Source organism: Empedobacter sp. GD03797 (assembly GCF_029842105.1).
GTDB classification, from domain to species: Bacteria; Bacteroidota; Bacteroidia; order Flavobacteriales; family Weeksellaceae; genus Empedobacter; species Empedobacter falsenii_C.
In genome coordinates this window covers 76,181-98,598 of record NZ_JAOCFS010000007.1, presented here as the reverse complement: position 1 = coordinate 98,598, position 22,418 = coordinate 76,181, and the positions used below count along the sequence as shown (strand labels likewise).

Annotated in this window: 19 protein-coding genes and 1 other RNA gene; 8 read left to right on the top strand and 12 right to left on the bottom strand. The window is 30.7% G+C overall.

Annotated elements, in window-relative coordinates:
- The first annotated feature begins 2 nt into the window (after positions 1 to 2).
- Genes N5D90_RS07485 through N5D90_RS07475 form a run of 3 tightly spaced genes read left to right on the top strand, consistent with a single transcriptional unit; the run spans position 3 to position 3,855 of the window.
- Positions 3 to 788, top strand: a complete 786-nt coding sequence (locus N5D90_RS07485; protein ID WP_280062051.1) for a polysaccharide biosynthesis/export family protein — start codon at positions 3 to 5, stop codon at positions 786 to 788.
- Positions 789 to 790: 2 nt separating this feature from the next.
- Positions 791 to 3,274, top strand: a complete 2,484-nt coding sequence (locus tag N5D90_RS07480) for a polysaccharide biosynthesis tyrosine autokinase (RefSeq protein WP_280062050.1) — start codon at positions 791 to 793, stop codon at positions 3,272 to 3,274.
- Between the two features lie 5 nt (positions 3,275 to 3,279).
- Positions 3,280 to 3,855 (top strand): sugar transferase, encoded by a 576-nt coding sequence (locus tag N5D90_RS07475; protein ID WP_280049184.1) that lies wholly within the window; start codon positions 3,280 to 3,282, stop codon positions 3,853 to 3,855.
- 53 nt (positions 3,856 to 3,908) lie between these two features.
- Here the strand turns inward: N5D90_RS07475 and N5D90_RS07470 are convergent, their stop codons facing one another.
- The 4 genes from N5D90_RS07470 to glmM form a co-directional block, all read right to left on the bottom strand.
- Positions 3,909 to 5,537, bottom strand: a complete 1,629-nt coding sequence (locus tag N5D90_RS07470; RefSeq protein ID WP_219034162.1) for an acyl-CoA carboxylase subunit beta — start codon at positions 5,535 to 5,537, stop codon at positions 3,909 to 3,911.
- Between the two features lie 63 nt (positions 5,538 to 5,600).
- Positions 5,601 to 6,194, bottom strand: a complete 594-nt coding sequence (locus N5D90_RS07465) for an ACP phosphodiesterase (protein ID WP_280062049.1) — start codon at positions 6,192 to 6,194, stop codon at positions 5,601 to 5,603.
- Between the two features lie 104 nt (positions 6,195 to 6,298).
- On the bottom strand, positions 6,299 to 7,678 hold the full coding sequence (locus N5D90_RS07460; protein WP_280062048.1) for a tetratricopeptide repeat protein: 1,380 nt from the start codon (positions 7,676 to 7,678) through the stop codon (positions 6,299 to 6,301).
- A gap of 92 nt (positions 7,679 to 7,770) precedes the next feature.
- Positions 7,771 to 9,153 (bottom strand): phosphoglucosamine mutase, encoded by a 1,383-nt coding sequence (glmM, locus tag N5D90_RS07455; protein ID WP_038335380.1) that lies wholly within the window; start codon positions 9,151 to 9,153, stop codon positions 7,771 to 7,773.
- Positions 9,154 to 9,272: 119 nt separating this feature from the next.
- Here glmM and N5D90_RS07450 point away from each other — a divergent pair, with 119 nt between their 5' ends.
- The gene (locus N5D90_RS07450) at positions 9,273 to 9,587 is read left to right on the top strand and encodes a GlsB/YeaQ/YmgE family stress response membrane protein (protein ID WP_114998988.1); all 315 of its coding nucleotides are present in this window, start codon (positions 9,273 to 9,275) and stop codon (positions 9,585 to 9,587) included.
- Positions 9,588 to 9,653: 66 nt separating this feature from the next.
- Here the strand turns inward: N5D90_RS07450 and N5D90_RS07445 are convergent, their stop codons facing one another.
- From N5D90_RS07445 to N5D90_RS07410, 8 genes are all read right to left on the bottom strand, one after another.
- Positions 9,654 to 10,220 carry an acetate uptake transporter gene (locus N5D90_RS07445; RefSeq protein WP_114998990.1) on the bottom strand — a complete coding sequence of 189 codons (567 nt, stop codon included), beginning with the start codon at positions 10,218 to 10,220 and terminating at the stop codon, positions 9,654 to 9,656.
- Positions 10,221 to 10,433: 213 nt separating this feature from the next.
- The gene (gene yidC / locus N5D90_RS07440) at positions 10,434 to 12,278 is read right to left on the bottom strand and encodes a membrane protein insertase YidC (RefSeq protein WP_280062047.1); all 1,845 of its coding nucleotides are present in this window, start codon (positions 12,276 to 12,278) and stop codon (positions 10,434 to 10,436) included.
- Positions 12,256 to 13,908 carry a CTP synthase gene (locus N5D90_RS07435; protein ID WP_221853939.1) on the bottom strand — a complete coding sequence of 551 codons (1,653 nt, stop codon included), beginning with the start codon at positions 13,906 to 13,908 and terminating at the stop codon, positions 12,256 to 12,258. The genes yidC and N5D90_RS07435 overlap by 23 nt, the downstream gene beginning before the upstream one ends.
- Positions 13,909 to 13,989: 81 nt before the next feature.
- Positions 13,990 to 14,088: signal recognition particle sRNA small type (gene ffs, locus N5D90_RS07430), an RNA gene on the bottom strand.
- Between the two features lie 182 nt (positions 14,089 to 14,270).
- Complete coding sequence (locus tag N5D90_RS07425; RefSeq protein WP_038335404.1) at positions 14,271 to 15,584, bottom strand: T9SS type A sorting domain-containing protein; 1,314 nt, start codon at positions 15,582 to 15,584, stop codon at positions 14,271 to 14,273.
- Positions 15,585 to 15,670: 86 nt separating this feature from the next.
- Positions 15,671 to 16,804 (bottom strand): tetratricopeptide repeat protein, encoded by a 1,134-nt coding sequence (locus tag N5D90_RS07420; RefSeq protein WP_038335411.1) that lies wholly within the window; start codon positions 16,802 to 16,804, stop codon positions 15,671 to 15,673.
- A gap of 1 nt (position 16,805) precedes the next feature.
- Positions 16,806 to 17,915 carry an AraC family transcriptional regulator gene (locus tag N5D90_RS07415; protein WP_280062046.1) on the bottom strand — a complete coding sequence of 370 codons (1,110 nt, stop codon included), beginning with the start codon at positions 17,913 to 17,915 and terminating at the stop codon, positions 16,806 to 16,808.
- Between the two features lie 171 nt (positions 17,916 to 18,086).
- Positions 18,087 to 18,275: a hypothetical protein gene (locus N5D90_RS07410; RefSeq protein WP_280062045.1), complete on the bottom strand. Its 189-nt coding sequence runs from the start codon at positions 18,273 to 18,275 to the stop codon at positions 18,087 to 18,089.
- Between the two features lie 96 nt (positions 18,276 to 18,371).
- On the opposite strand from N5D90_RS07410, the gene N5D90_RS07405 reads away from it, so the two are divergent.
- The 4 genes from N5D90_RS07405 to N5D90_RS07390 are packed head-to-tail and all read left to right on the top strand — an operon-like array spanning position 18,372 to position 22,354.
- The gene (locus tag N5D90_RS07405; RefSeq protein WP_280062044.1) at positions 18,372 to 18,941 is read left to right on the top strand and encodes a DUF4199 domain-containing protein; all 570 of its coding nucleotides are present in this window, start codon (positions 18,372 to 18,374) and stop codon (positions 18,939 to 18,941) included.
- A 3-nt stretch (positions 18,942 to 18,944) separates the two neighbouring features.
- Complete coding sequence (locus N5D90_RS07400) at positions 18,945 to 19,907, top strand: glycosyltransferase family 2 protein (protein ID WP_038335424.1); 963 nt, start codon at positions 18,945 to 18,947, stop codon at positions 19,905 to 19,907.
- Between the two features lie 17 nt (positions 19,908 to 19,924).
- Positions 19,925 to 20,629 carry a GIN domain-containing protein gene (locus tag N5D90_RS07395; RefSeq protein WP_280062043.1) on the top strand — a complete coding sequence of 235 codons (705 nt, stop codon included), beginning with the start codon at positions 19,925 to 19,927 and terminating at the stop codon, positions 20,627 to 20,629.
- A 9-nt stretch (positions 20,630 to 20,638) separates the two neighbouring features.
- Positions 20,639 to 22,354 (top strand): phospho-sugar mutase, encoded by a 1,716-nt coding sequence (locus N5D90_RS07390; RefSeq protein WP_280062042.1) that lies wholly within the window; start codon positions 20,639 to 20,641, stop codon positions 22,352 to 22,354.
- Positions 22,355 to 22,418 lie beyond the last annotated feature (64 nt).

Genomic DNA, 22,418 nt, shown 5'->3' with positions numbered 1-22,418 from the left:
AAATGCTTAACTTAAAATCAACTTTAACCAAAACCTTTATTTTGTTGATAATCATGAATTTGTTTTCATGTATATCTTTAAAAGATGTTCAACTAATTCAGCCAGATCCTAATTTAAAATTAGATGCAAATGGTAAGATTTCTTTTGAAAAACCTGAATATCATATTCAAAAAAATGATCAAATTTTAATTAATATTTCTTCTGCTGCAGGAGCTTCTATGGGAATTCTTAGTGATTTTATTACTTCAGGTAATAGTACTCAAGGAGGAAATGGTGTGTATGTAAGACAAGACGGAGCAATTGAGTTACCTCGTATTGGAAAAATAAAATTAGAAGGTCTTACTATTGAACAAGCTCGTAAGAAAATCCAAGAAGAATTCTATAAAATCTACGATGAAAAAGGAACTTTCATAGATGTTAATTTAGCAGGAATAGAATATACTATCGTAGGTGAAGCAGGTCAAGGTGTATTTAGAGCACCTAAAAAAAATGTGACGTTGTTAGATGCTTTTGCCCAATCTGGAACGAATAATATCTATGCTGATTTGAAAAATGTTCGAATTATTAGAACAGATTTAGATGGAACAAAGCAGGTTTATGTCGATTTAACAAAAGAATCTATTATGAATTCTGAGTATTATTGGATTCAGAATAATGATATTATTGTTGTTAATCCTCGTAAAGAAAAAGTATGGGGTGTAGGACTAAATCCTCTTACTGTTGTTACTACTGTAATGGGAGCAATTGCAACAATTTTAGGAGTTTATTTATTCTTTGATAAAATATAATAATGGCAGATACAACAATTAATCAAAAAGTTAAGAAAAAACAATCTGACTTTATTGATGTAGAAAGGCTTATCCCAAGATTATTGAATGCTTGGCCATTATATATAATTTCGATGCTAATCGCGTTGGCGGTAGCATATTATCTTAATAATTGGAGGCTGAACAAAATTTATACAGCAAATACAACATTTAAAATTAAAGATAATAGTTCTGCCAATAATTCATTAGCCTCTAACTCTATTAATTTTATTTGGGGAGGAAATGCAAATAAAATTGATGGGTTATCGTATACATTAACTTCTCGTATTCATAATGAGAAAGTTGTAAAAAGAGCAGAATCTTATATTTTCTATACAGAAGAAGGACGTTTAAAAAAATCTAATATATATAAATTAGATGCTCCTTTTCATGTTCATATTGATACATTACATCAACAAGTTGCATATGTTGATGTAAAAGTAAAACCTAAAGATCATAACTCTTTTTATTTTGAAGTCGAGAACAAAAATGGTTCTTTATATCAATTTACTAAAGATAGTATTATAAAGTCTGACGAGTTGAATTTACCTAAAATTGGTTATTATAATCAATGGATGGTAGGTAAAAATTATAAAATCATGTTGACTCGTTCAAATGTACCATTTTCTGAGAGCTCAATATCATTTAAATTAGTCACAATCAAAGATGCAACAGGAAGAGCTGTACAGAATTTTAATGTCACAAATCCATCTAAAATTTCAAGTATAATAGCTGTTTCAAAAAATGCTGAAAGTTTGAATGAAGCAGTTGATATTTTAAACAATTCAATTCAAGTTTTAATAGAAAATGAATTAGCAGAAAAAAATTTATCAGCCTACCAAACACGTAAATATTTACAAGAACGAATTGCAGCAGTAAAGCTTAAGCTAGATAGCGCAACAAACAATTTGCAAGAGTTACAGAAGAAAACAGGAGTTTATAATTTCGATACAAAAAAAGGTGAGCTTTTAGGGAAGCTTACTGAATTAGATAAAGAACGCGTAACTGTAGAAGAGAAAATCAATGCATTACATCGTTTAATGCCTAAAAAATCGAGTAGTGTTGATAATTTAATTGCGCTTAATATTGCCGGTCTTGATGTGTCTTATTACATGACGAATGTTGATCAATTAGATAATCTTGAAAATCAGCGCGAGCAAATGCTTAAGGTTTATAAATCTAACACTGATGAGATTAGAGAAATTGATCGTCAATTAGCTAAAACTAGAAATAACATTTCGAATGTAGTTAATGCGCATTTACAAAAGCTGAATACTGATCTGTCAATGATTAATGCTAAGTTAGCGGAATCTGAATTCAAAGCGAAAGATTTACCTTACGAAGAAATTGAATTTGTGGAAGCGAATCGTGGATTTGAATTAAACAGTACATTGTATTCAACGTTGATTAATCAATTAAATACAACAGATTTATCTTTAGCATCTATTGTATCTGATATCACAATTATTGATCCAGCTAAAAATCAAGGACAAGGTTCTATTTATCCAAATCCGCAGCGTAATTATTTAATAGCTTTGGGAATTGGTTTATTGATTCCTTTGATTTATGTTGTGATTAAAGAATTATTAGACTTCAAAGTTCGTGTTTTAAAAGATATTACAAGTCGTACACATATTCCAATTATTGGTTTAGTTGGTCCTTTGGGAGATAATTCACCTTTAGTTGTAATCAACAATCCAAAATCAGGAATTTCTGAATCGTTTAGATCAATTCGTTCTAATCTGAAATATTTATACAAGAATCCAGGACTTGATGAGCATAACAAAACGATTTTGGTAACATCATTTATTGGAGGTGAAGGTAAAACTTTCAATGCGATGAATATTGCGAGTTCACTTGGTTCTATGGATAAGAGAACGGTTCTGATTGGATTAGATTTACGTAAACCAAAAATCTTTGACGATTTTAATATCAATAATAAAACAGGTGTAACAGAATATGTTGCGGGTGACTTAGAGTTAAATCAAATTACACAACGTACAATTTTACCAAATTTAGATATTATTACAGCAGGTCCAATTCCTCCAAATCCTTCAGAATTGATTTTGAGTAATCGAATGGATCAATTGTTTGCTGAATTGAAAGAGAAATACGAATTTGTAATTATAGATTCACCACCGATAGGATTAGTAACAGATTCGTACGATTTGATGCGTTATGCAGATTGTACACTATATGTAACACGTTACAATTACTCGGAGAAAAACTTTATCAATGCAATTTCGAATAAATACGATGAAGGTGAAGTTTCGAATGTCGGAATTGTATTCAACGATTTCCAAATTAAAACTGGCTACGGTTACGGATATGGTTACGGATATGGTTACGGCTACGGTTACGGTTATGGATACGGTTACGGCTATTTTGCTGGAGATGAGAATTTTGATAATTCATCATTCGGAAAAATAAAACGTTTAGCTTCTCGAATTAAAGGTAAATTCTTTTAATTGAAATGATCTTAAAGAACATATTTGATTATATACTTGCATTAATCCTACTAATTTTTTTAGTGGGATTAATTGTTTTGTTAATTATCATAAGTTCTATAGATACCAATCAATTTGGCGTTTTTACACAAAAAAGAGTTGGGAAAGACGGAAGATTTTTCAATATTTATAAAATCAGAACGATGAAAGGGGTTTCTAAATCGACAATAACAACGGATCAACATCAAATTACCAAAATTGGAAAGATTCTTCGAGATTATAAATTGGATGAATTACCTCAATTGTTCAATATTTTAAAAGGAGAAATGAGTTTTGTTGGACCTCGTCCTGATGTCGCTGGTTATGCGGATAAATTGATTGGAGAGGATAGATTGATGTTGAAAGTTAAACCTGGAATTACTGGTCCTGCTCAATTGAAATATCGTAAAGAAGAAGAAATTTTATCCAATGTAAATGATCCAATCAAATATAATGATGAAATTCTTTGGCCAGATAAAGTTAAGATCAATGTAGAATATGTAAAGAATTGGAGTTTTCGACAAGATTTGATTTACATGTTTCAAACAATATTCAAAAAATAGAAGAGAATCCTAAAATTGGATTCTCTTCTATTTTTAAAAATATTTTTGTTTTTCTAAACTTGAATAACACCTAAATTAAATTGTTTTTCAATCGGAGCATGATTTGCAGCTTCAATTCCCATCGAAATCCATTTACGCGTATCCAAAGGATCAATAATTCCATCTGTCCACAAACGTGCCGCAGCATAATAAGGACTTGTTTCATCATTGTATTTTGCTGTAATTTCGTTCAAAAGTTCTTGCTTTTTCACTTCATCAACTTCTACACCTTGTGCTTTCAAAGTGGCTTCTTTTATTTGTAACAAAACTTTCGCAGCCTGTTCACCTCCCATAACTGCCAATTGAGCCGAAGGCCAAGCTGTAATTAATCTAGGATCATATGCTTTTCCACACATAGCATAGTTTCCTGCGCCATAAGAATTTCCAACTATAATCGTGAATTTTGGAACAACAGAATTCGAAACTGCATTTACCATTTTCGCACCATCTTTGATAATACCACCATGTTCAGATTTAGATCCAACCATAAAACCAGTTACATCTTGTAAGAAAACTAACGGAATTTTCTTTTGGTTACAATTCGCAATAAAACGAGTTGCTTTATCTGCAGAATCTGAATAAATCACGCCACCAAACTGCATTCCGTCTTTTTTAGACTTCACAATTTTACGTTGATTAGCTACAATTCCAACCGCCCAACCATCAATTCGCGCATACGTACAGATGATTGATTTCCCATAATCAGGCTTATATTCGTCCAATTCCGAGTTATCAACAATTCTGTTAATAATCTCATACATATCGTACTGCTCAGCACGAGATTCAGGTAAAATACCATAGATTTCTTGCTCATCTAAAGCAGGTTTAGCTGCTTCAATTCGATTAAATCCAGCTTTTTCATAATCACCAATTTTACCAACGATAGATTTTATTCTATCCAACGCATCTTTATCATCTTTTGCTTTATAATCAGTCACACCAGAGATTTCGCAATGTGTTGTTGCTCCACCTAAAGTTTCGTTGTCGATGTCTTCTCCAATAGCAGCTTTTACCAAATAACTTCCAGCTAAGAAAATAGAACCCGTTTTGTCTACAATCATTGCTTCGTCGCTCATAATTGGTAAATATGCTCCACCAGCAACACAACTTCCCATCACAGCAGAAATTTGAGTAATTCCCATTGATGACATGATTGCATTATTGCGGAAAATTCGACCAAACATTTCTTTATCAGGAAAAATCTCATCTTGCATTGGTAAATAAACACCTGCGCTGTCCACTAAATAAATAATTGGTAATTTATTTTCCATCGCAATTTCTTGCGCACGCAAATTCTTTTTACCTGTAATTGGGAACCAAGCACCAGCTTTTACAGTTGCATCATTCGCAACAACAATACATTGTTTGCCAGAAATGTAACCAATTTTTACAACAACACCTCCCGAAGGACATCCGCCGTGTTCTTTGTACATTTCATCGCCTGTTAAAGCACCAATCTCAATGTTCGGTTTTTTTTCGTCTAAAAGATAATCAATACGTTCTCTTGCAGACATTTTTCCTTTGCTATGCAACGCATCAATTCTTTTTTGACCTCCGCCAAGGTAAACTTGTTTCAGTTTTTGGCGTAGTTTAGAAAGTAATAATTTGTTATGATCCTCTCTTTTATTAAAAGTTAAATCCATTGTGGTTTTCTGTTTGTTTACAGCCCTAAACTAATGAATTTTATCGAATTCTTAAAATGAAATTTAGACTTGAGAATCAACGAATACAAAGTTCATGCAATGCGTTTGGATTTGAGGAAAAAATGACAGAAAATCAGTTTCTAGATTCGCATAACTTTTTTCAAATTCGGGAATGATTTGATGTAAATTATTCTCAAATTTTGCTCGACTTCCGATTCCTTTTAATGTTTTTTGAACACCTTCTATGGTCGAATAATTTTCGAACCAATCATATTTTAGCAAATAAAAAATGGTTTCTTGTAGTTTTTTTGGAAGCGAATTGTATTCATCCTTAAATAATTGATAACAATCTGTTTTAAATTTTTCGAAAGGAGTTTCAGAATAATTATTCCAATATTTAATCAAAAAATAATCATAAATCACATCAATAATAATTGGTGCAAATTTGTGCTGTGTTTCGTGAAAATAACTTGAACTTTTCTTCACCGTTTCGTGAGAATCTGTAAATGTATCAATCGAACGATGCAATAAAATGCCTTTCTGAATATCTTCTGGAAAATCTAAATATTGTTTTCCCTTTACAGTTTCACCAAGCAAATTCCCAATTTGAAGCGATTGATTTCCGAAAGATAAATATTGATGTGCGATAAAGTTCATAAGGCTTGTTTAGTTTCATAAAGTTAAGTTTTTTTGTATAAACCTGTGTTATTTTACTGTGAAGAAAAAAGCCATCTAAAAAAGATGGCTTAAGAATTATATTTTTATTCGTTATTTCCAGAAATTTGATTGATTTTTTCTTCTAAAATCGGATAGTATTCAATCATTGAATCTTTTAAATTTCGATCCAAACTTAATGCATTTTGCAACGCTTCATTTCCTAATTGATCTTGCTCTGTAATATAATAAACATTGCTTAATTGATAGAAAAATTCGGCACGATTAAAATTCTTCAAAGCGCCTGTTAATAAGACTGCAATCGCTTCCTCGTATTCGCCAACAGCAATTAAAGTTTCGACGTAAGCAAACCAAGTATTGAAAACCAAAGGTTTTAATTGAACCAATTTCGAAAGGTTTTTTAACGCTTCTTCAAACTTCATTTGTTTCAGAAAATAATAAGTCGAATCTGTGTAATATTCGTAACTATCGTCATTTAATTCTATTGCACGCTGAATGTAATATTCGGCTTCTTCTATATTTCCTAATTTGTTGTAAAGCGAAGCTGCTTTTGCCCAAACTTTATCCAATTGCGGATCTTCTTTTATCGCAATATGATAAGCTTTCAATGCTTTTTGTGGTTTCTCTAACTTTTCGTATAATTCACCAATTTTCATATGCGTAACAGCTGGCGAATCATCAAATTCTAATGTTTCTTCTAGCGTTTCTATTGCTTTATTGTATTCTCCTAATTCTTCCAATGAAACCGCTTTGTTAGCATGACCAACAATAGAGTTAGGATTAATCGCGAGCACGTAATCCAATGCATTTATAGCTTCGTCATACATTTTTTTGTGATTGTACAACAAACCAAGTTGCAACCAAGAAACTTCCGAATATGGATTATCGTCAATAAAATCTTTTAAAAATTCGATGCATTCATCAGGATTATGAATTTCCTCGTAACATTGAATGATAGAATAGAAAGTATAATCGTTTTCTGGATTGAATTTCAATGCTTTTCTGAATGCAATCAACGCAGAATGAACTTCATCTAAATTCAAATATTCATTTCCGATACAATTGCAAATAAAATCAGTTTCTTCGTCGTCTATTTGCAAAGCTTCTTCATAAAAACTTATCGCTTTTCGAGGCATATTTTTCAATCCCCAAAAACGCGCTTGCACCAGAAGATAATCTAACTCGTTTGCAGCTAAATCTTTTAAATCTTTGATGAGTTTTGCAGCTTTTTTTAAATCCTCGATTGTAAGAAAATATTCAATTCTCTTGATTTTGATATCTATATTCTCGGGATGCATTTTTTCTGCAAAATCTAACGAACGTTTTGCATATTCGCTATCATTTACTTCAAGATAGAACTCAATAATTTCGACCAAATCCTCCGAATCGTAATACTTATATTCACGATTATCAAGCATTTGCTCAAAACCTTCAATTAGCTCGTTATTAAAAAAATCTTCGTCCATAGTGATAGACTAATTTACAAAATAAAATGTGCAAAAATCATAACGAATTGTTAGAGTTTTGCACATTTGTTAAACAATTAAAATAGATTGTTTTAGATAATATTTTTGATGCTTTCGATCATTTTATCAGCTAATTTATTTGCATTTTCTTCTGAAGTACTTTCAGTATAAATACGAATAATTGGCTCTGTGTTTGACTTTCTTAAATGAACCCATTCTGTAGGGAAATCAATTTTAACTCCATCAACTGTATTGATTTCTTCGTTTTTGTAAACTTCTTGAATTTTCACTAACAATTCGTCCACATTGATTTCTGGTGTTAATTCGATTTTCTTTTTCGCCATAAAATATGCTGGATAAGAAGCTCTAATTTCAGAAACTGATTTATCTTGTTCAGCTAAATATGTCAAGAATAAAGCAATTCCTACTAAAGAATCGCGTCCATAGTGCAATTCTGGATAAATAATACCACCGTTTCCTTCTCCACCAATTTTTGCGTCAACGTTTTTCATTTCAACTACAACATTCACTTCTCCAACTGCTGATGGTGAATATTTTTGACCATATTTTTCAGAAATATCGCGTAAAGCACGAGAAGATGATAAGTTAGAAACTGTTGCTGAAGGCGTTTTTGATAATACATAATCTGCGACTGCAACTAATGTGTATTCTTCTCCAAACATTTCACCTTTTTCGTCGATAATTGCTAAACGGTCAACATCTGGATCAACTACAATCCCGAAATCAGCTTGTTCGTCGATTACTTTTTTACAAATATCACCTAAATGTTCTTTTAAAGGCTCTGGATTATGTGGAAAATGCCCGTTTGGCTCGCAATACATATCGTAATGAATGACACCTAAACGTTGTAATAACTTAGGAATTGCAATTCCTCCAGTTGAATTTACTGCATCAATTGCAACTTTGAAATTTTTCTCTTGAATTGCTTTTGTATTTACTAATGGCAAAGCCAAAATTTTCTCGATATGTAAATCAATTGCATCATCAAAAGTTTCATAAGAACCTAAATCATCAACTTCAGCAAATGTATAATCATCTTTATCTGCGAAAGCTAAAATTTGTGCGCCATCTGCAGCAGAAACAAATTCTCCTTTTGCATTCAATAATTTCAATGCATTCCATTCTTTTGGATTGTGAGAAGCAGTTAAAATAATTCCTCCATCTGCATGCAAATGTGTCACCATAACTTCTACAGTTGGCGTTGTAGATAAACCTAAATCGACAACATTAATTCCTAATCCTTGTAAAGTTGAACAAACTAATTGAGAAACCATTTGTCCAGAAATACGAGCGTCGCGCCCTACAATTACTTTATATTCTGATTGATTTGATTGATTCTTAAGCCAAGTTCCGTAAGCAGCTGCGAATTTTACAGCGTCTATAGGAGTTAAATTATCTCCCGGTTTTCCTCCGATTGTTCCACGAAAACCTGAAATAGATTTGATTAGAGACATAAATTTTATTTTATAGTGATACAAATTTACAAATTACAAAAACTTTTCTTACCTTTTTGGAACGATTTTAGTTAAGATTTACTTAACAATTTTTAAAACCATAAAAAATAGTATTAATTATGATGACAACTTCATTTATTATGTTAGGTATTACCGGAGTTTGGAGCTTTTTGGTATACTTAGTGTTCGGTTTAATTTGTGCTGGAATTGCTAAAGCAATAATGCCAGGTAAAGATCCGGGAGGATTTTGGGTAACTGCACTTATAGGTATTATTGGTGCATATTTAGGAGCTTATATGCGTACAATTTTAGGAATTTCTCATGATGGAGAAGTAAGTTTTTTCAGTCCGTTGGATTGGATTTTTTCAATTTTAGGAGCATTATTAATCTTATTTATTTGGAAAAAATTATTAGCACCAATGTTTAATAAATAATTCATTACAATTATAAAAAAAATCCTTTATCAGTCTCTGATAAAGGATTTTTTTTATTCATACTATTTATAGAGGAAGAATTGCTTTTTCGTATTTCTGATTAATCATAATTGCAGAAGCTTCGTAAAAAGCAATAAATCCGCAGATGATTCCTGTCCAACCAGCAAAATGTAAAATACTTTGACTTCCTGTAAAGTTACCTGCTGCCAATAAAAAGAACAATAAAGTTAATGAACCAAATAATAATTTTCCGACCAAATTACCTTTTAATGTTTGTAAAAAGTTGATTAATGTAAATAATCCCCACATTCCTAAATAACATCCCATTGAATTTCCGTCCGGTTTTTCTACGCCAAACATCGGTGCTAACCATGTAAATACAAGTGTTAACCAAAAAGCGCCATAAGACATGAATGAAATACTACCAAAGTTGTTTCCTTTTTTCCATTCCATAACGCCAGCCACAAATTGTGCTCCACCTCCAAAGAAAACACCCATTCCCATAATCATACTATTAACAGGAAAAAAGCCTGCATTGTGTATGTTTAATAAAACAGTTGTCATTGCAAAACCAAATAATCCTAAAGGTCCAGGGTTTGCTGTTTGGTCTTTAATCGAGTAAATATTATTCATGTTATTTATTATTTTGAGACAATAATAATCTGAAAATAATAAATAAAAAAGAATTTATTCATAAAAAGTGTATAATATACACTACAAAAGTATTTTTAATTGAATAAATTATTGGTATTTAATAAATTGGTTACTAAAATTTTTATTGTCTTAAATAATTAAAAAATCCGTTAATTATTATTAACGGATTTTTTAATTTGAAATATAATGTGATTATTTCTTTTTGTTCTTTTGTTGTTGCTCTTGCATTTCTTGAGCTTGTTTCATCATTTCTTGCATTTTCGAAGCAAACTTACCTGTTTTTTTAGGTTTCGTTTTATTTGTTTCGATGATTTGATGAATCTTCGCTTCGTGAATCATATATTTCTTAATATATAACACGATGAAAATATTAATCGCATTGGATACTAAATAATACCAAGATAGACCTGAAGCGTAATTGTTAAGGAATACAAAGAAGAAAACTGGCATTACATACATCATGTATTTCATGAATTGCATGTTTGGCATTCCTTCTTGTTGTGGCATTTGGAAGTTATCCATAGATCCAGAAACTTTAAAATAAATCATCATTGCAACAATATATAATAAAGCGAATACACTTAAGTGACCATTAAGGAATGGAACCCATTCTGGTAATTTGATTAAATCGTCGAAGGCTGTTAAATCATCTACGAACCAGAAAGGAACACCTCTCAAGTCGATTAAGTTCGGGAAGAAACGGAATAACGCATAGAAAATAGGAATTTGTAATAATGCTGGTAAACATCCTGCTAATGGATTGATTCCTGCATTACGATAAATTGCCATTGTTTCTTGTTGCTTCTTCATCGCATCTTTCGGATCCTTGTATTTTTCGTTGATTTCATTCAACTCTGGACGAACAACTTTCATCAATGCAGATTGACGGTATTGTTTGTACATAATTGGAGATAAAATCAATTTTACAACGATTGTCATCAAAAAGATTACCCATCCGTAAGTGATTCCTACTGAAGCTAACCATTTGAAAACATTCAAGAAGAAATATTTATTCAACCAACCAAATAATCCCCAACCAAAGTCAATTAAGTTTTGGAATCCTTTGTCGTTGTAATCTTTCAACATTTTATAATCCAATGGAATAAAATCCCATGTGAATTTAGAATTGATTTCACTATTTTTCAACTCTAATTTAGAGTTTAAGTGATAGTGTTTACTATAAGTTAAATCCTCTTTATCAGAGTTTTTAGAACCACCTTTTGTTGTTTTAAACCCTACATCATTTGATAAAACTGTTGCGAAGAATTGTTGTTTGTTGGCTACCCAAGAAATAGCTTCCTCTTCTTCCCATTCGTCAGAACCAAATAATTCGTATTCGATGTCTTTGTTTCCTTTGAACTGAAAATAAGTATGCGACCAATATTTTTCTTGATCTTTCCCTTTCTCAGTACTGAAACCGTCCATTGTCCACGCTAAATCTACATTTTTCTCAGAAGTGATGTTAGATAAACCTTGCGTTTTAATTTCGAAATCGATACCATAAGAATCTCCTAATGTATAGATGTATTGAATTTGACTATTTTGAGCATTCGCTGTAAACGTAACAATTGTATTGTTCGCATTTTTCTGTACTTGAGGCACAAAAACTAAATCCGAAACATTAAGAACAGCTCCTTGTTTTGTTTTGAATGATAAGTTGAACTTACTTGATCCATCTTTTATCAAATGTAAAAGATCTTTGTGTCCATCTTTTTTGTCATTGTAAGCTGTATATCCAACGATTTGTACGTCAGAAATTTGAGCTCCTTTTGGCGAAAAAGTAACTTTTAATTTATCATTACTAACTTCAATATCTTTTGCTAATGTAGGATCTACAGTTTGAAAAGCTTGTGTTGTAGCTGTTTTATTTAATTGTTCCTGTTTTTTCGCTTGCTCTTGCTTTTGAACTAATTCTTTTTTCTGTGCTTCGACCTCCGCTTCCGAAGGTTTGTTTAGAAAATAGAATACGCCAAAAAGAATTGCAATTAAAATAAAACCAATCGTTTGGTTAAAATCAAATTTTTTCTCTTGTTGCATTTAATAAATCATTTTGTTTATTCAATAAAGAAGCTTCGATAAAACTTATAAATAAAGGATGTGGCGAAGCAACTGTACTTTTATATTCCGGGTGGAATTGTACACCTATATAATATGGGTGTTGATTATGTTCTAAAATTTCTACTAATTCTGTTTCAGGATTTTTACCAACTGGAATAAAATTGTTTTCAACAAATTCATCATAAAAATCATTGTTGAATTCATATCTATGACGATGACGTTCTAAGATTTCGGTTGTGTTGTAAATTTTCTCAATTTTTGAATTAGGAGTTAATTCACATTTCCAATTTCCTAAACGCATTGTTCCTCCTTTGTCCGAAACATCTTTTTGATCTTCCATCAAACTGATAACAGGATAAGGCGTTGTTAAATCCATTTCTGCTGAATCTGCTTTTTCGTAACCTAAAACATTACGCGCAAATTCGATTGCCATAATTTGCATTCCCAAACAAATTCCTAATGTTGGAATATTATTTCTTCGTGCATAATTTGCAGCAATTATTTTACCTAAAATACCACGATCTCCAAAACCTGGCGCGATCAAAATTCCCGAAACTCCTTTCAATTGCTCTCCAACATTGTCTTCTGTAATATCGCCAGAATATACCCAACGAACTTTTACATTCGTTTCGCAAGTTGCAGCAGCATGCGTAAATGCTTCTGTAATTGATTTATAAGAATCGTGTAACGAAACGTATTTACCAACTAAAGCAATCTCGATTTCGTTTTTAGGATTTTTATGATTTGATAAGAATTTGTTCCAAACTGTAAAATCTGGTTCTTGATCAGTTGGCAAATCTAAGCCTTTTAAAACAACTTCGTCAAAATTTTGTTCATGTAATAAGAATGGAACCTCATAAATTGTGTCCGCATCCATACTTTCAATCACATTTTCTTTGCGAACATTACAGAATAAAGCCAATTTAGCTTTTACATCTTTTGGTAAATGACGCTCTGTACGTGTAACTAAAACATTGGCATGAATACCATTTTCCATTAATGTACGAACAGAATGTTGAGTAGGTTTTGTTTTTAATTCACCCGCAGCAGCTAAATAAGGGACTAATGTTAAGTGAATAACAGAAGAATTATGCTCTCCTAATTCCCAAGTTAACTGACGGATAGATTCGATATAAGGTAAAGACTCAATATCTCCAACCGTACCTCCAATTTCAGTAATGATGATATCATAATCACCTGTATTACCTAATAATTTGATACGACGTTTGATTTCGTTTGTGATATGAGGAACAACCTGAACTGTTTTTCCTAAATAATCTCCACGACGTTCTTTTTCTATAACTGTTTGATAAATACGACCTGTAGTAACTGAGTTAGCACGAGATGTTGCGCGGTTCAAGAAACGCTCATAATGTCCTAAATCTAAATCGGTCTCTGCACCGTCTTCCGTAACGTAACATTCTCCATGCTCGTAAGGATTAAGTGTTCCTGGGTCTACATTTATATAGGGATCCAATTTCTGAATTGTTACTCTATATCCTCTTGCTTCTAGTAGCATTCCTAATGATGATGCTACGATTCCTTTTCCTAACGACGATGTTACTCCTCCGGTAACGAAAATGTACTTTGGTGCTTTGTTTGTTTCCATTGAATCTTTAAATCAATGGTTGCAAATTTACGAATAAATAATGGGGTAAAAAAAAGTGGGAGTGAAATTTAGAGAAATAAAAATAGGCAAGCGATCTACATCACACCGCTACGACCGTATACCTTTGCTACGTTCCCGTCCTGGAGGATTCAACAGGAGCTGGTTGTGTAGGACTTGCCTGATGCAAAGGTAAGAAAGTTTTGTAAAAATAAAAGGGTTTAGGGAAAAAAATAAATAATTTTATCAAAAATGTAAATAATGAATTGATTTACAATAAAAAAGTGGAACTATAAAAGTTCCACCCACATTGAAAAAAATTAATTTACTTTAATAAAAGTAATTGATGAAATGAATTTACTTTATTATTGTTTAATAAATTTTACAGATTTGGTAGTATGATTTGAATTGATTGTAATAATGTAAATTCCTTTTGATAATGATGATACTTCAATCTTTTCTTTTATATTATTAAGATTTGATTTTTTAACTACTTTCCCGTCAATAGTTGTAATTGTATATTGATTGATAATATAATCAGATGAAATGTTAAGTGTTGATGTAACCAAAGTAGGATAGACGTTTATATTACTTGTATATTTGATACTTTCGTTTGTATTTAATAGTTTTTCACTTAGCTTGACAACCCATCCTCTTCCAAAGTTAAAAGCAGAATTATCATAACCTCCAATATATTTTCCGTTATTAGATATTGTTAAAGCTGTTCCCATCATTCCATCATAAGTATCAATAGAGAAACCAGCTTTTTTAACATAATCGCTTAAAAGTTGTACTTGATCTCCAAAAGATTCATGCCAAATTACAGCTTCTCTAACTAGTTGATTAGCACTATTCATAGTAGTCATATATCCTACAGCAATTCCATTATCAGAAATATCTTCAAAAGCTCCTGCATAAAAACCATCATAGATTTTTATAGATTTTCTTTCACCTGTTTTATGATTATAGACCATAGGAAGTCCTTCCCATTCTCCTGCCATTAGCCCATTTACATTAATTTTCATAATATCTGAAACTGCGGATTTCGGAAGAGTTTCATCTATGTATGTAATCTTTAAATCTTGATCGATTAAACAGGGGATTCGTCTTGTTCCTCCATTATTTCCTTCATCATCAACCCATCCAGCCATTAACCCTTCGTCATTAATAGTGTAAACAGCTAATGCTAAATATTTTTCATTAAATATAGGTCTTAGTTCGCCTGTTTCTGTATAGTAAATAAAAGATCCATATATGTCTTTATTATTAATTCTTTTTGACATTTGACCAACGATATACTTTCCATTTTCGGAATAATCAAAAACAGTAAAGGTACTTTTGCCGAAAACAAAATCTTGAAAAACGCCAATTTGTTTCCAATCACTTGTTTTTGTTTTAAAAGCAGGTACTTTATTACTTGTTCCAGAAATTTTCATTTCTCCAGTAATATCACCATTGTCATTAATTGTATTTAATTGACTTATTCCTAAAGCTGTTTCAGCAATTGTGTAAACCTTTGTGTTGTAATCGAAATATTTTACAGCAGATAAACCTAATCCATTATTATTAATACTTCTAATTGATGTACCTAAAGCTTGAGAAAAATAAGCTTCTGTTTGTGCATTTATTTGTAAAGTACATAAAGTAACAAATAGGGATAAAAAGTAATGTTTTTTCATATAAATATTAATTTCTTGAATTCAAAATTAATATTCATTTTCAGAAATCACTTCTGTTTGCTATTTGAAATTCGTGAATTATTAATTTACTTTTCTTTATTTAATAATCTGGATAATTCTTGATTTAAAGCAATGTTTTCTGAAGTGATTTTTTTCTTTTTTCTAAAATATAAAAAACTGATTAATAATATTATAATGAATGATAGAATAATGGTGAAAATAGAAGTAAATAACGATTTCTTTTCATCATAATTTGCGTCTTCTTCAATTGATTGTATAGCTTTATATACAGATTTCGTTTCTGATAATACAACTTGCTTATTATAGATAGAAGATAAACTATCAGCTTCTTCAAAAAGTTGCCAATCTTGTTTTGCAATTGCATTTAGGCTAATTAAATTATAGATATTTCTTTTTAATGTAGGATCTTCTGTTTTATCTAATGATTGTAATGATTTATTAAGATAATCAAGAGAGGTTTCATAGTTATTTGTTTTGAAATAATATTCGCCAAGACCTTTTAAGGAATAAGCAATCAAAATATTAGTTCCAGATTTTTTTGCTAATTCATACGATTTATGATAAGCTTCTTCTGATGTTTTTACATTTGTTTTGAAATAACAAAAGCCTAAGTTGTAATAAATAACACTTTTGTTAGACGAAGCAATAAATTTGTTATTTATTTTATCGTAATTTTTTATTGCCTTGTTAAAATAATCAATTGCAGTTTCGCAATTATTTAAATCCTTAAAAATTAATCCTCTTACCGTATAATTATAACTAATTGTTTCAAATTTTTTATCTTCATTTTTTAATTGACTAATTATTTTTTCAGCTTCATTTAGATAAGATAATGATTTGTCATATAATTTCAAATTCTGATAAATAGTAGCTATTCTGTGAATTACATCTACTTTTTGAGCATCATTTTTAAGCGATTTAACAATAGTATACGTTTTGTTTAAATAAAATAATGCCTTCTCATTATCTCTTAAATTTGAATATGCATTTGCTTTCAAAAAATAACTATCTACTAATATTCCGACATTACCATGGCTGTTTTTTATCAAAACATCGGCTTGAGATATAGCTTTCTTTGGATTGTTATAGATGTTTTCCCTTGCAACATCATATATATTTTTAAGCTCAATAGAATCACTTTGTCCAAAACAAAAAATACAATTCAGAAGAAAAATCGTAAAATAAACACTATATTTCATATTATGCTTGGGATTGATTAATGGTTTGTATAAAAATTGTAGGAGTAGTTCCTGTATAAGCTTTAAAGGCAGAAACAAAACTGCTGTGAGAAGAAAAACCACTTTCTTCTGCTAAATATGAAATCTTGTAATTCAAATAATTAGAATCAGAAGTGAGTTTGTTCAAAATATATTTTATACGAAGCTCGTTTATATAGGTATTAAAATTTTTTTGTTTATGTCTATTAATTATATCAGATAAATATTTTGTATTTGTATCCAATTGAGAAGCAATTAAACCAAGCGAAACATTTTTTGACAAAAATTTGTTCGTTTGTTCAAAAGAAGCAATTTTTTGCAAAATAATTTCTTCTTTTTCTCTAGGAATCAAATCTGTTTTGATTTGATTTTTAACTTCAGATTTTACAACTTCCTTTTCTTCTTGCGCTTCTTTTAAAGTGTTAATAATAGTCTTTGTAACACGGATTTTTTCATTTTTCTTATTAATTATTATACTATATATAACTAAAATTAATAATAATAAAATAATAGAACCTCCAGAAATTATATGATAAAGTTTTTCTTTTTTTAATTTTTTAACTTCAATTATTTTAGATTGATGATGAAAAATAGAATTATTTATTTCTTGATTAATTTGAGAATTAATTGTTGTTATAGAATCATATTTTTCATTATAAATATCAAACTCATTTACATTATGATTGGCTAAAAACAAACTAGCCAAATTATAATAAGCATCTTTTATTAGATCAGAATGATTAATCTTTTTTGCATACAATAATCCTTTTTGATAATATGAAACAGCTTCTGTGTTGGATCTTTTATCAAAATAATATTCGCCCAATAATAGATAAATCCTTGCTTTGAAATAATTTCCTATATTTTGTTTACGTTCCAGTTGAGATAATAAATGAAACGCTTTGTTATAAAGATGATTTTTTAAATATATTTTTGATAATGTTATTTGTTCTTCAATATTTAATGATTTTTTTTCGGTTAATATTTTAAGTGCATTAGAATAATCGCCTTTATAAAAATATTGATTGGCTAGTAAGATCGAATTTTCGTCAGATGAATTGTTTAGTAAATATTTTTCAGAAAAGTCGAGCAAATTGTATCGTTGATAAATTTTATTTAAAACAAATTCGGATTCTTTAATTAATTCTGTGTTGTTTTCTATAATCGCTTCTGTGTTTGCTTTTGCTGCATTATCAAGCGCTTCGTTATATTTGCCTCCAAAATAATTTGCATTAGCTAATAAAATATAAGCTTCGATTAATTCTTATTTATCAGTAGAATTTCGGACAAAATATTCGGCAAAAGTTTTTGTTTCATCAGGATTATTGTACAAGCTAGAGTTGTAATCTTTCAAATATTTTTGCAAGAGTAATTCTTGCGCATTTGTAACTTGGCATACAAAGCTTAAAAACACTAATGTAAATGCGTAAAATCGGCTAAAAAATAAATTCATTTCCTAACAAAAATAAATTTTTTATCAATACAAATTCCTTTTTAAATCATATAAAATAATGTATTATAGAATAAAGGATATAATTATCTTTGCAGAATGGTTAGTTTTAATAAAATTTTCAAAAACTCTTTGGTGCTTGCAGCAATTACATTAGCATTGTTTTTCGCACTTTACTTTTATTTTTCGTTAAACGGAACAGTTTCTGTAAAAGATTATTACACTTACAGCTTTATGATTTGCTGTTTTATTGTATTACCTTTATATGCATTATATTGTTTCTTGACAATTTTCAATTTATCGAAAAATAAAGCAAAAAATCATCAAACTTCAGAAGAATTAATGACTTTCAAAGAAGGTTTTAAAGTTGGTTTCTACACAATTTTCTTCGCCGGAATCATGAGTTTGATTGTTATTTTTGTATTCTTCAATACTTATGGAGAATGGGCACAAGATAGTTTGAAACAAGGATTGTTAGATACTTTTACGTCTAATATGTCTGATCCAAAAGTCGCAAAAGACATCGAAACATTCAGAAATTCGGATGATTATAAAACACTTAATTTATTTACTGTGAAAAACTTCTTCGGATTATTCTCAATTTTCTTATCTTTCTACATCGCAATTGCAGCGATGTTTTCACAATTCTTAAAAAAACGTGTTTTTTAACATATGGATATTTCAGTTGTTGTTCCTTTATTGAACGAACAAGATTCCTTAGAGGAATTATTCTACAGAATCAAAAAAGTCTGTGAACAGAATGATTTTACATTCGAAGTTATTTTCGTTGATGACGGAAGTACAGATGATTCGTGGCAAATTATCGAATATATTGCCAACTTCAATACAGAAGTGAAAGGAATTAAATTCCGTAAAAATTATGGTAAATCTCCAGCACTTAGCGCAGCTTTCAAAGAAGTGAAAGGTGATGTTGTGATTACTATGGATGCAGATTTGCAAGATTTTCCTGAGGAAATTCCGTCGTTATACAAAATGCTGAAAAACCAAAAAGCAGATATTGTTTCGGGTTGGAAAGAAAATCGTCAAGATAATAAATTGACAAAAAATCTTCCTTCGAAATTATTCAATGGTGTTGCACGTAAAACGTCTGGTGTAAAATTGCACGATTTTAATTGTGGTTTGAAAGCTTATCGTTGGGAGGTAACGCAAAATATCGAATTGTATGGAGATATGCACCGCTATATTCCTGTTTTAGCGAAAAACGCTGGATATTCGAGAATTATAGAGAAAAAAGTAAAACATCAAGCGCGTAAATATGGTGTGTCAAAATTTGGAGCAAATCGTTTTGTAAATGGTTTCTTAGACTTGATTACACTTTTCTTTGCATCAAGATTTGGGAATAAACCAATGCATATTTTCGGTTTATTGGGAACATTGATGTTTATTTTAGGATTTTTCGCTTCATTTTATTTAGGAATCGAGAAATTGTATAAAGTTTATATTTCGCATACATCAGCCAGATTAATTACAGATAGTCCTTATTTTTATATCTCGTTAGTTTTTATGATTTTGGGAACGCAATTATTTTTGGCGGGATTTTTGGGCGAGTTAATTGTTCGTAATAATCGTGAAAAACAATTGTATTTAGTTCAAAAAGAATTGAATTTAAACTAATCAAATAACCAACTACTATGAAGAAAATAATTTTATTAGGATTTTTAGGTTTAGTTGTAACTTCGTGTTCATCATCAATAGATGGGGAAGGCGCTGCAACGGCTCAAAAAGAATATACTGCTGACAATATTAAAGATTTGAGCGTTTCGTGTAACTGTAATGTTATTTTGGTTCCGGGAAATAAATCTGGAGTTAAAGTAGAATCGCATCAAAATATTATTGACAATTTAGAAGTTGAAGCAAAAAATAATGCGGTTACAATCAAAGAAAAATCAAATGTAGACCATTATAGTGCCTATGATTTGTATGTTTATGTGACGCGTGATTTAGAAAAAATCGATGTGAATAAACAAACTTCTTTGACAACTTCTGGAACATTGAATGTGGATGAATTGACAATGAATGCGAAAGATCAAGCGAGAATTAATCAAACTTTTTTGATTACAAACAACTTTGATTTGAAAGCAGATGATCAATCAAATATTATGTTAGAAGGAACTGCTGGAACTATGAAAGTGAAAGCTTATGGCGAAGCACAATTGAATTTGTTCAAATACGAAGTCAACGAAGCTAATTTCACAACTGATGATAATGCTTTGTTAGATATCAATGCGCGCCAAACGCTTTATGGTTCTGCAAAAGGAAATTCAATCGTTAATTTTATGGGCGATCCAAATAAGGACACAAAAATTGCTGACCGTGCCCAAGTACTAAAAAAATAAAAAATAAGAATGACTTCAAGTTTAGATAATGCTAAATTATGGCTTTCTGACGCTTATGATGCGGAAACAAGAAAGGCTGTTCAAGATTTAATTGATAATAATCCAACCGAATTAGACGATTCTTTTTATAAAAACCTTGAGTTTGGAACAGGAGGAATGCGTGGTATAATGGGAGTTGGAACAAATCGTTTAAACAAATATACACTTGGTGCAGCAACACAAGGTTTAGCAAATTATATAAATCAACAATTTCCGAATAAAGAGAAAAAAGTTGCGATTGCGTACGATGTTCGCCACAATTCGGATACGTTTGCAAAAATGGTTGCAGATGTTTTGACTGCGAATGGAATTAATGTTTATTTGTTCGAATCTTTTCGTCCAACGCCAGAATTGTCTTTTACAGTTCGTCATTTAGGTTGTGATGCTGGAATTGTGTTGACAGCTTCTCATAATCCTCCAATTTATAATGGTTACAAAGTTTATTGGAATGATGGAGCGCAAATTGTTCCACCGCAAGATGGAGAAATTATCAACGAAGTAAATAATGTAAAAGTTGAAGAAATCAAATTTCAAGGAAACGATGCATTGTTGACATATATCGGAAAAGAAATTGATGAAGCTTTTATTGATGCTTGTGTAGCGAATGGAAGTTTTACGCAAGAAGGTAAAGAAGATATAAAAATTGTTTTCACTTCTATTCACGGAACTGCAGTTGCAATTACGCCAAAAGCTTTTGAAAAAGCTGGTTTTACACAAGTTTATCAAGTTGCTGAACAAGCAATTCCAAGTGGAGATTTTCCAACAGTAAAATCGCCAAATCCAGAAGAACCAGAAGCGTTGACTATGGCTGTTGCTTTAGCGAATGAAATTGGTGCTGATGTTGTGATTGGAACTGATCCTGATGCGGATCGTGTGGGTGTTGCAACGCGTAACAACGAAGGCAAAATTGTTCTATTGAATGGTAACCAAATGAACACTGTTTTGGCTTATTATTTATTAGAAAAATGGCAAGAAGCAGGTAAATTAGTTGGAAAAGAATTTATCGGATCGACAATCGTGACGTCTGATATTTTCTATGATATTGCTGCGAAATTTAATGTGGATTGTAAAGTTGGATTAACAGGTTTCAAATGGATTGCTGATATGATTCGCAAATTCGAAGGCAAAGAAAGTTTTGTTGGAGGAGGAGAAGAATCATTCGGATTTATGGTTGGAGATTTTATCCGCGATAAAGATTCTGTTACAACAGCTTTATTGGTTTCTGAAATTGCTGCTGTACAAAAAGCAAACGGAAGTTCATTGTACAATAAATTAATGGAAATCTATCTTGAAATAGGAAAAGCATATCAAGAAGATTTAATTAGTATTGTAAAACCTGGAAAAGAAGGTGCAGAGTTAATAGCTAAAATGATGGTGGAATTTAGATCAAATCCTCCAAAAGAATTAGCAGGATCTAAAGTTATTCGTGTGAAAGATTTTCAATCTTCTATCGACAAAGATTTAATTTCTGGTGAAGAAAAAGCGATTGAAATACCTAAGTCAAATGTATTGATTTTCTATACAGAGGATGGAAGTAAAGTAGCTTGTCGACCTTCTGGAACAGAACCAAAGATTAAATATTATTTCTCTGTAAATGCTCCACTTTCTAACAAAGAAGATTATCCAGATGTTCAACAAGCGTTGTTAGCGAAAATCGATTTGTTGAAAGAAGATTTTAGCAAATAATCATTCAAGAATAAATAGTATAATAAATAAAAAATGGCTGTCAATTTCGACAGCCATTTTTTTA

Bases quoted from the DNA above. Each gene is read 5' to 3' on its own strand.
- N5D90_RS07470 (WP_219034162.1), bottom strand. From the start codon at position 5,537: ATGGATTTAACTTTTAATAAAAGAGAGGATCATAACAAATTATTACTT.
- N5D90_RS07480 (WP_280062050.1), top strand. From the start codon at position 791: ATGGCAGATACAACAATTAATCAAAAAGTTAAGAAAAAACAATCTGAC.
- N5D90_RS07400 (WP_038335424.1), top strand. From the start codon at position 18,945: ATGGATATTTCAGTTGTTGTTCCTTTATTGAACGAACAAGATTCCTTA.
- N5D90_RS07485 (WP_280062051.1), top strand. From the start codon at position 3: ATGCTTAACTTAAAATCAACTTTAACCAAAACCTTTATTTTGTTGATA.
- N5D90_RS07465 (WP_280062049.1), bottom strand. From the start codon at position 6,194: ATGAACTTTATCGCACATCAATATTTATCTTTCGGAAATCAATCGCTT.
- N5D90_RS07410 (WP_280062045.1), bottom strand. From the start codon at position 18,275: ATGAATTTATTTTTTAGCCGATTTTACGCATTTACATTAGTGTTTTTA.
- N5D90_RS07460 (WP_280062048.1), bottom strand. From the start codon at position 7,678: ATGGACGAAGATTTTTTTAATAACGAGCTAATTGAAGGTTTTGAGCAA.
- N5D90_RS07435 (WP_221853939.1), bottom strand. From the start codon at position 13,908: ATGGAAACAAACAAAGCACCAAAGTACATTTTCGTTACCGGAGGAGTA.
- glmM (WP_038335380.1), bottom strand. From the start codon at position 9,153: ATGTCTCTAATCAAATCTATTTCAGGTTTTCGTGGAACAATCGGAGGA.
- yidC (WP_280062047.1), bottom strand. From the start codon at position 12,278: ATGCAACAAGAGAAAAAATTTGATTTTAACCAAACGATTGGTTTTATT.
- N5D90_RS07395 (WP_280062043.1), top strand. From the start codon at position 19,925: ATGAAGAAAATAATTTTATTAGGATTTTTAGGTTTAGTTGTAACTTCG.
- N5D90_RS07450 (WP_114998988.1), top strand. From the start codon at position 9,273: ATGATGACAACTTCATTTATTATGTTAGGTATTACCGGAGTTTGGAGC.
- N5D90_RS07420 (WP_038335411.1), bottom strand. From the start codon at position 16,804: ATGAAATATAGTGTTTATTTTACGATTTTTCTTCTGAATTGTATTTTT.
- N5D90_RS07445 (WP_114998990.1), bottom strand. From the start codon at position 10,220: ATGAATAATATTTACTCGATTAAAGACCAAACAGCAAACCCTGGACCT.
- N5D90_RS07475 (WP_280049184.1), top strand. From the start codon at position 3,280: ATGATCTTAAAGAACATATTTGATTATATACTTGCATTAATCCTACTA.
- N5D90_RS07390 (WP_280062042.1), top strand. From the start codon at position 20,639: ATGACTTCAAGTTTAGATAATGCTAAATTATGGCTTTCTGACGCTTAT.
- N5D90_RS07425 (WP_038335404.1), bottom strand. From the start codon at position 15,584: ATGAAAAAACATTACTTTTTATCCCTATTTGTTACTTTATGTACTTTA.
- N5D90_RS07405 (WP_280062044.1), top strand. From the start codon at position 18,372: ATGGTTAGTTTTAATAAAATTTTCAAAAACTCTTTGGTGCTTGCAGCA.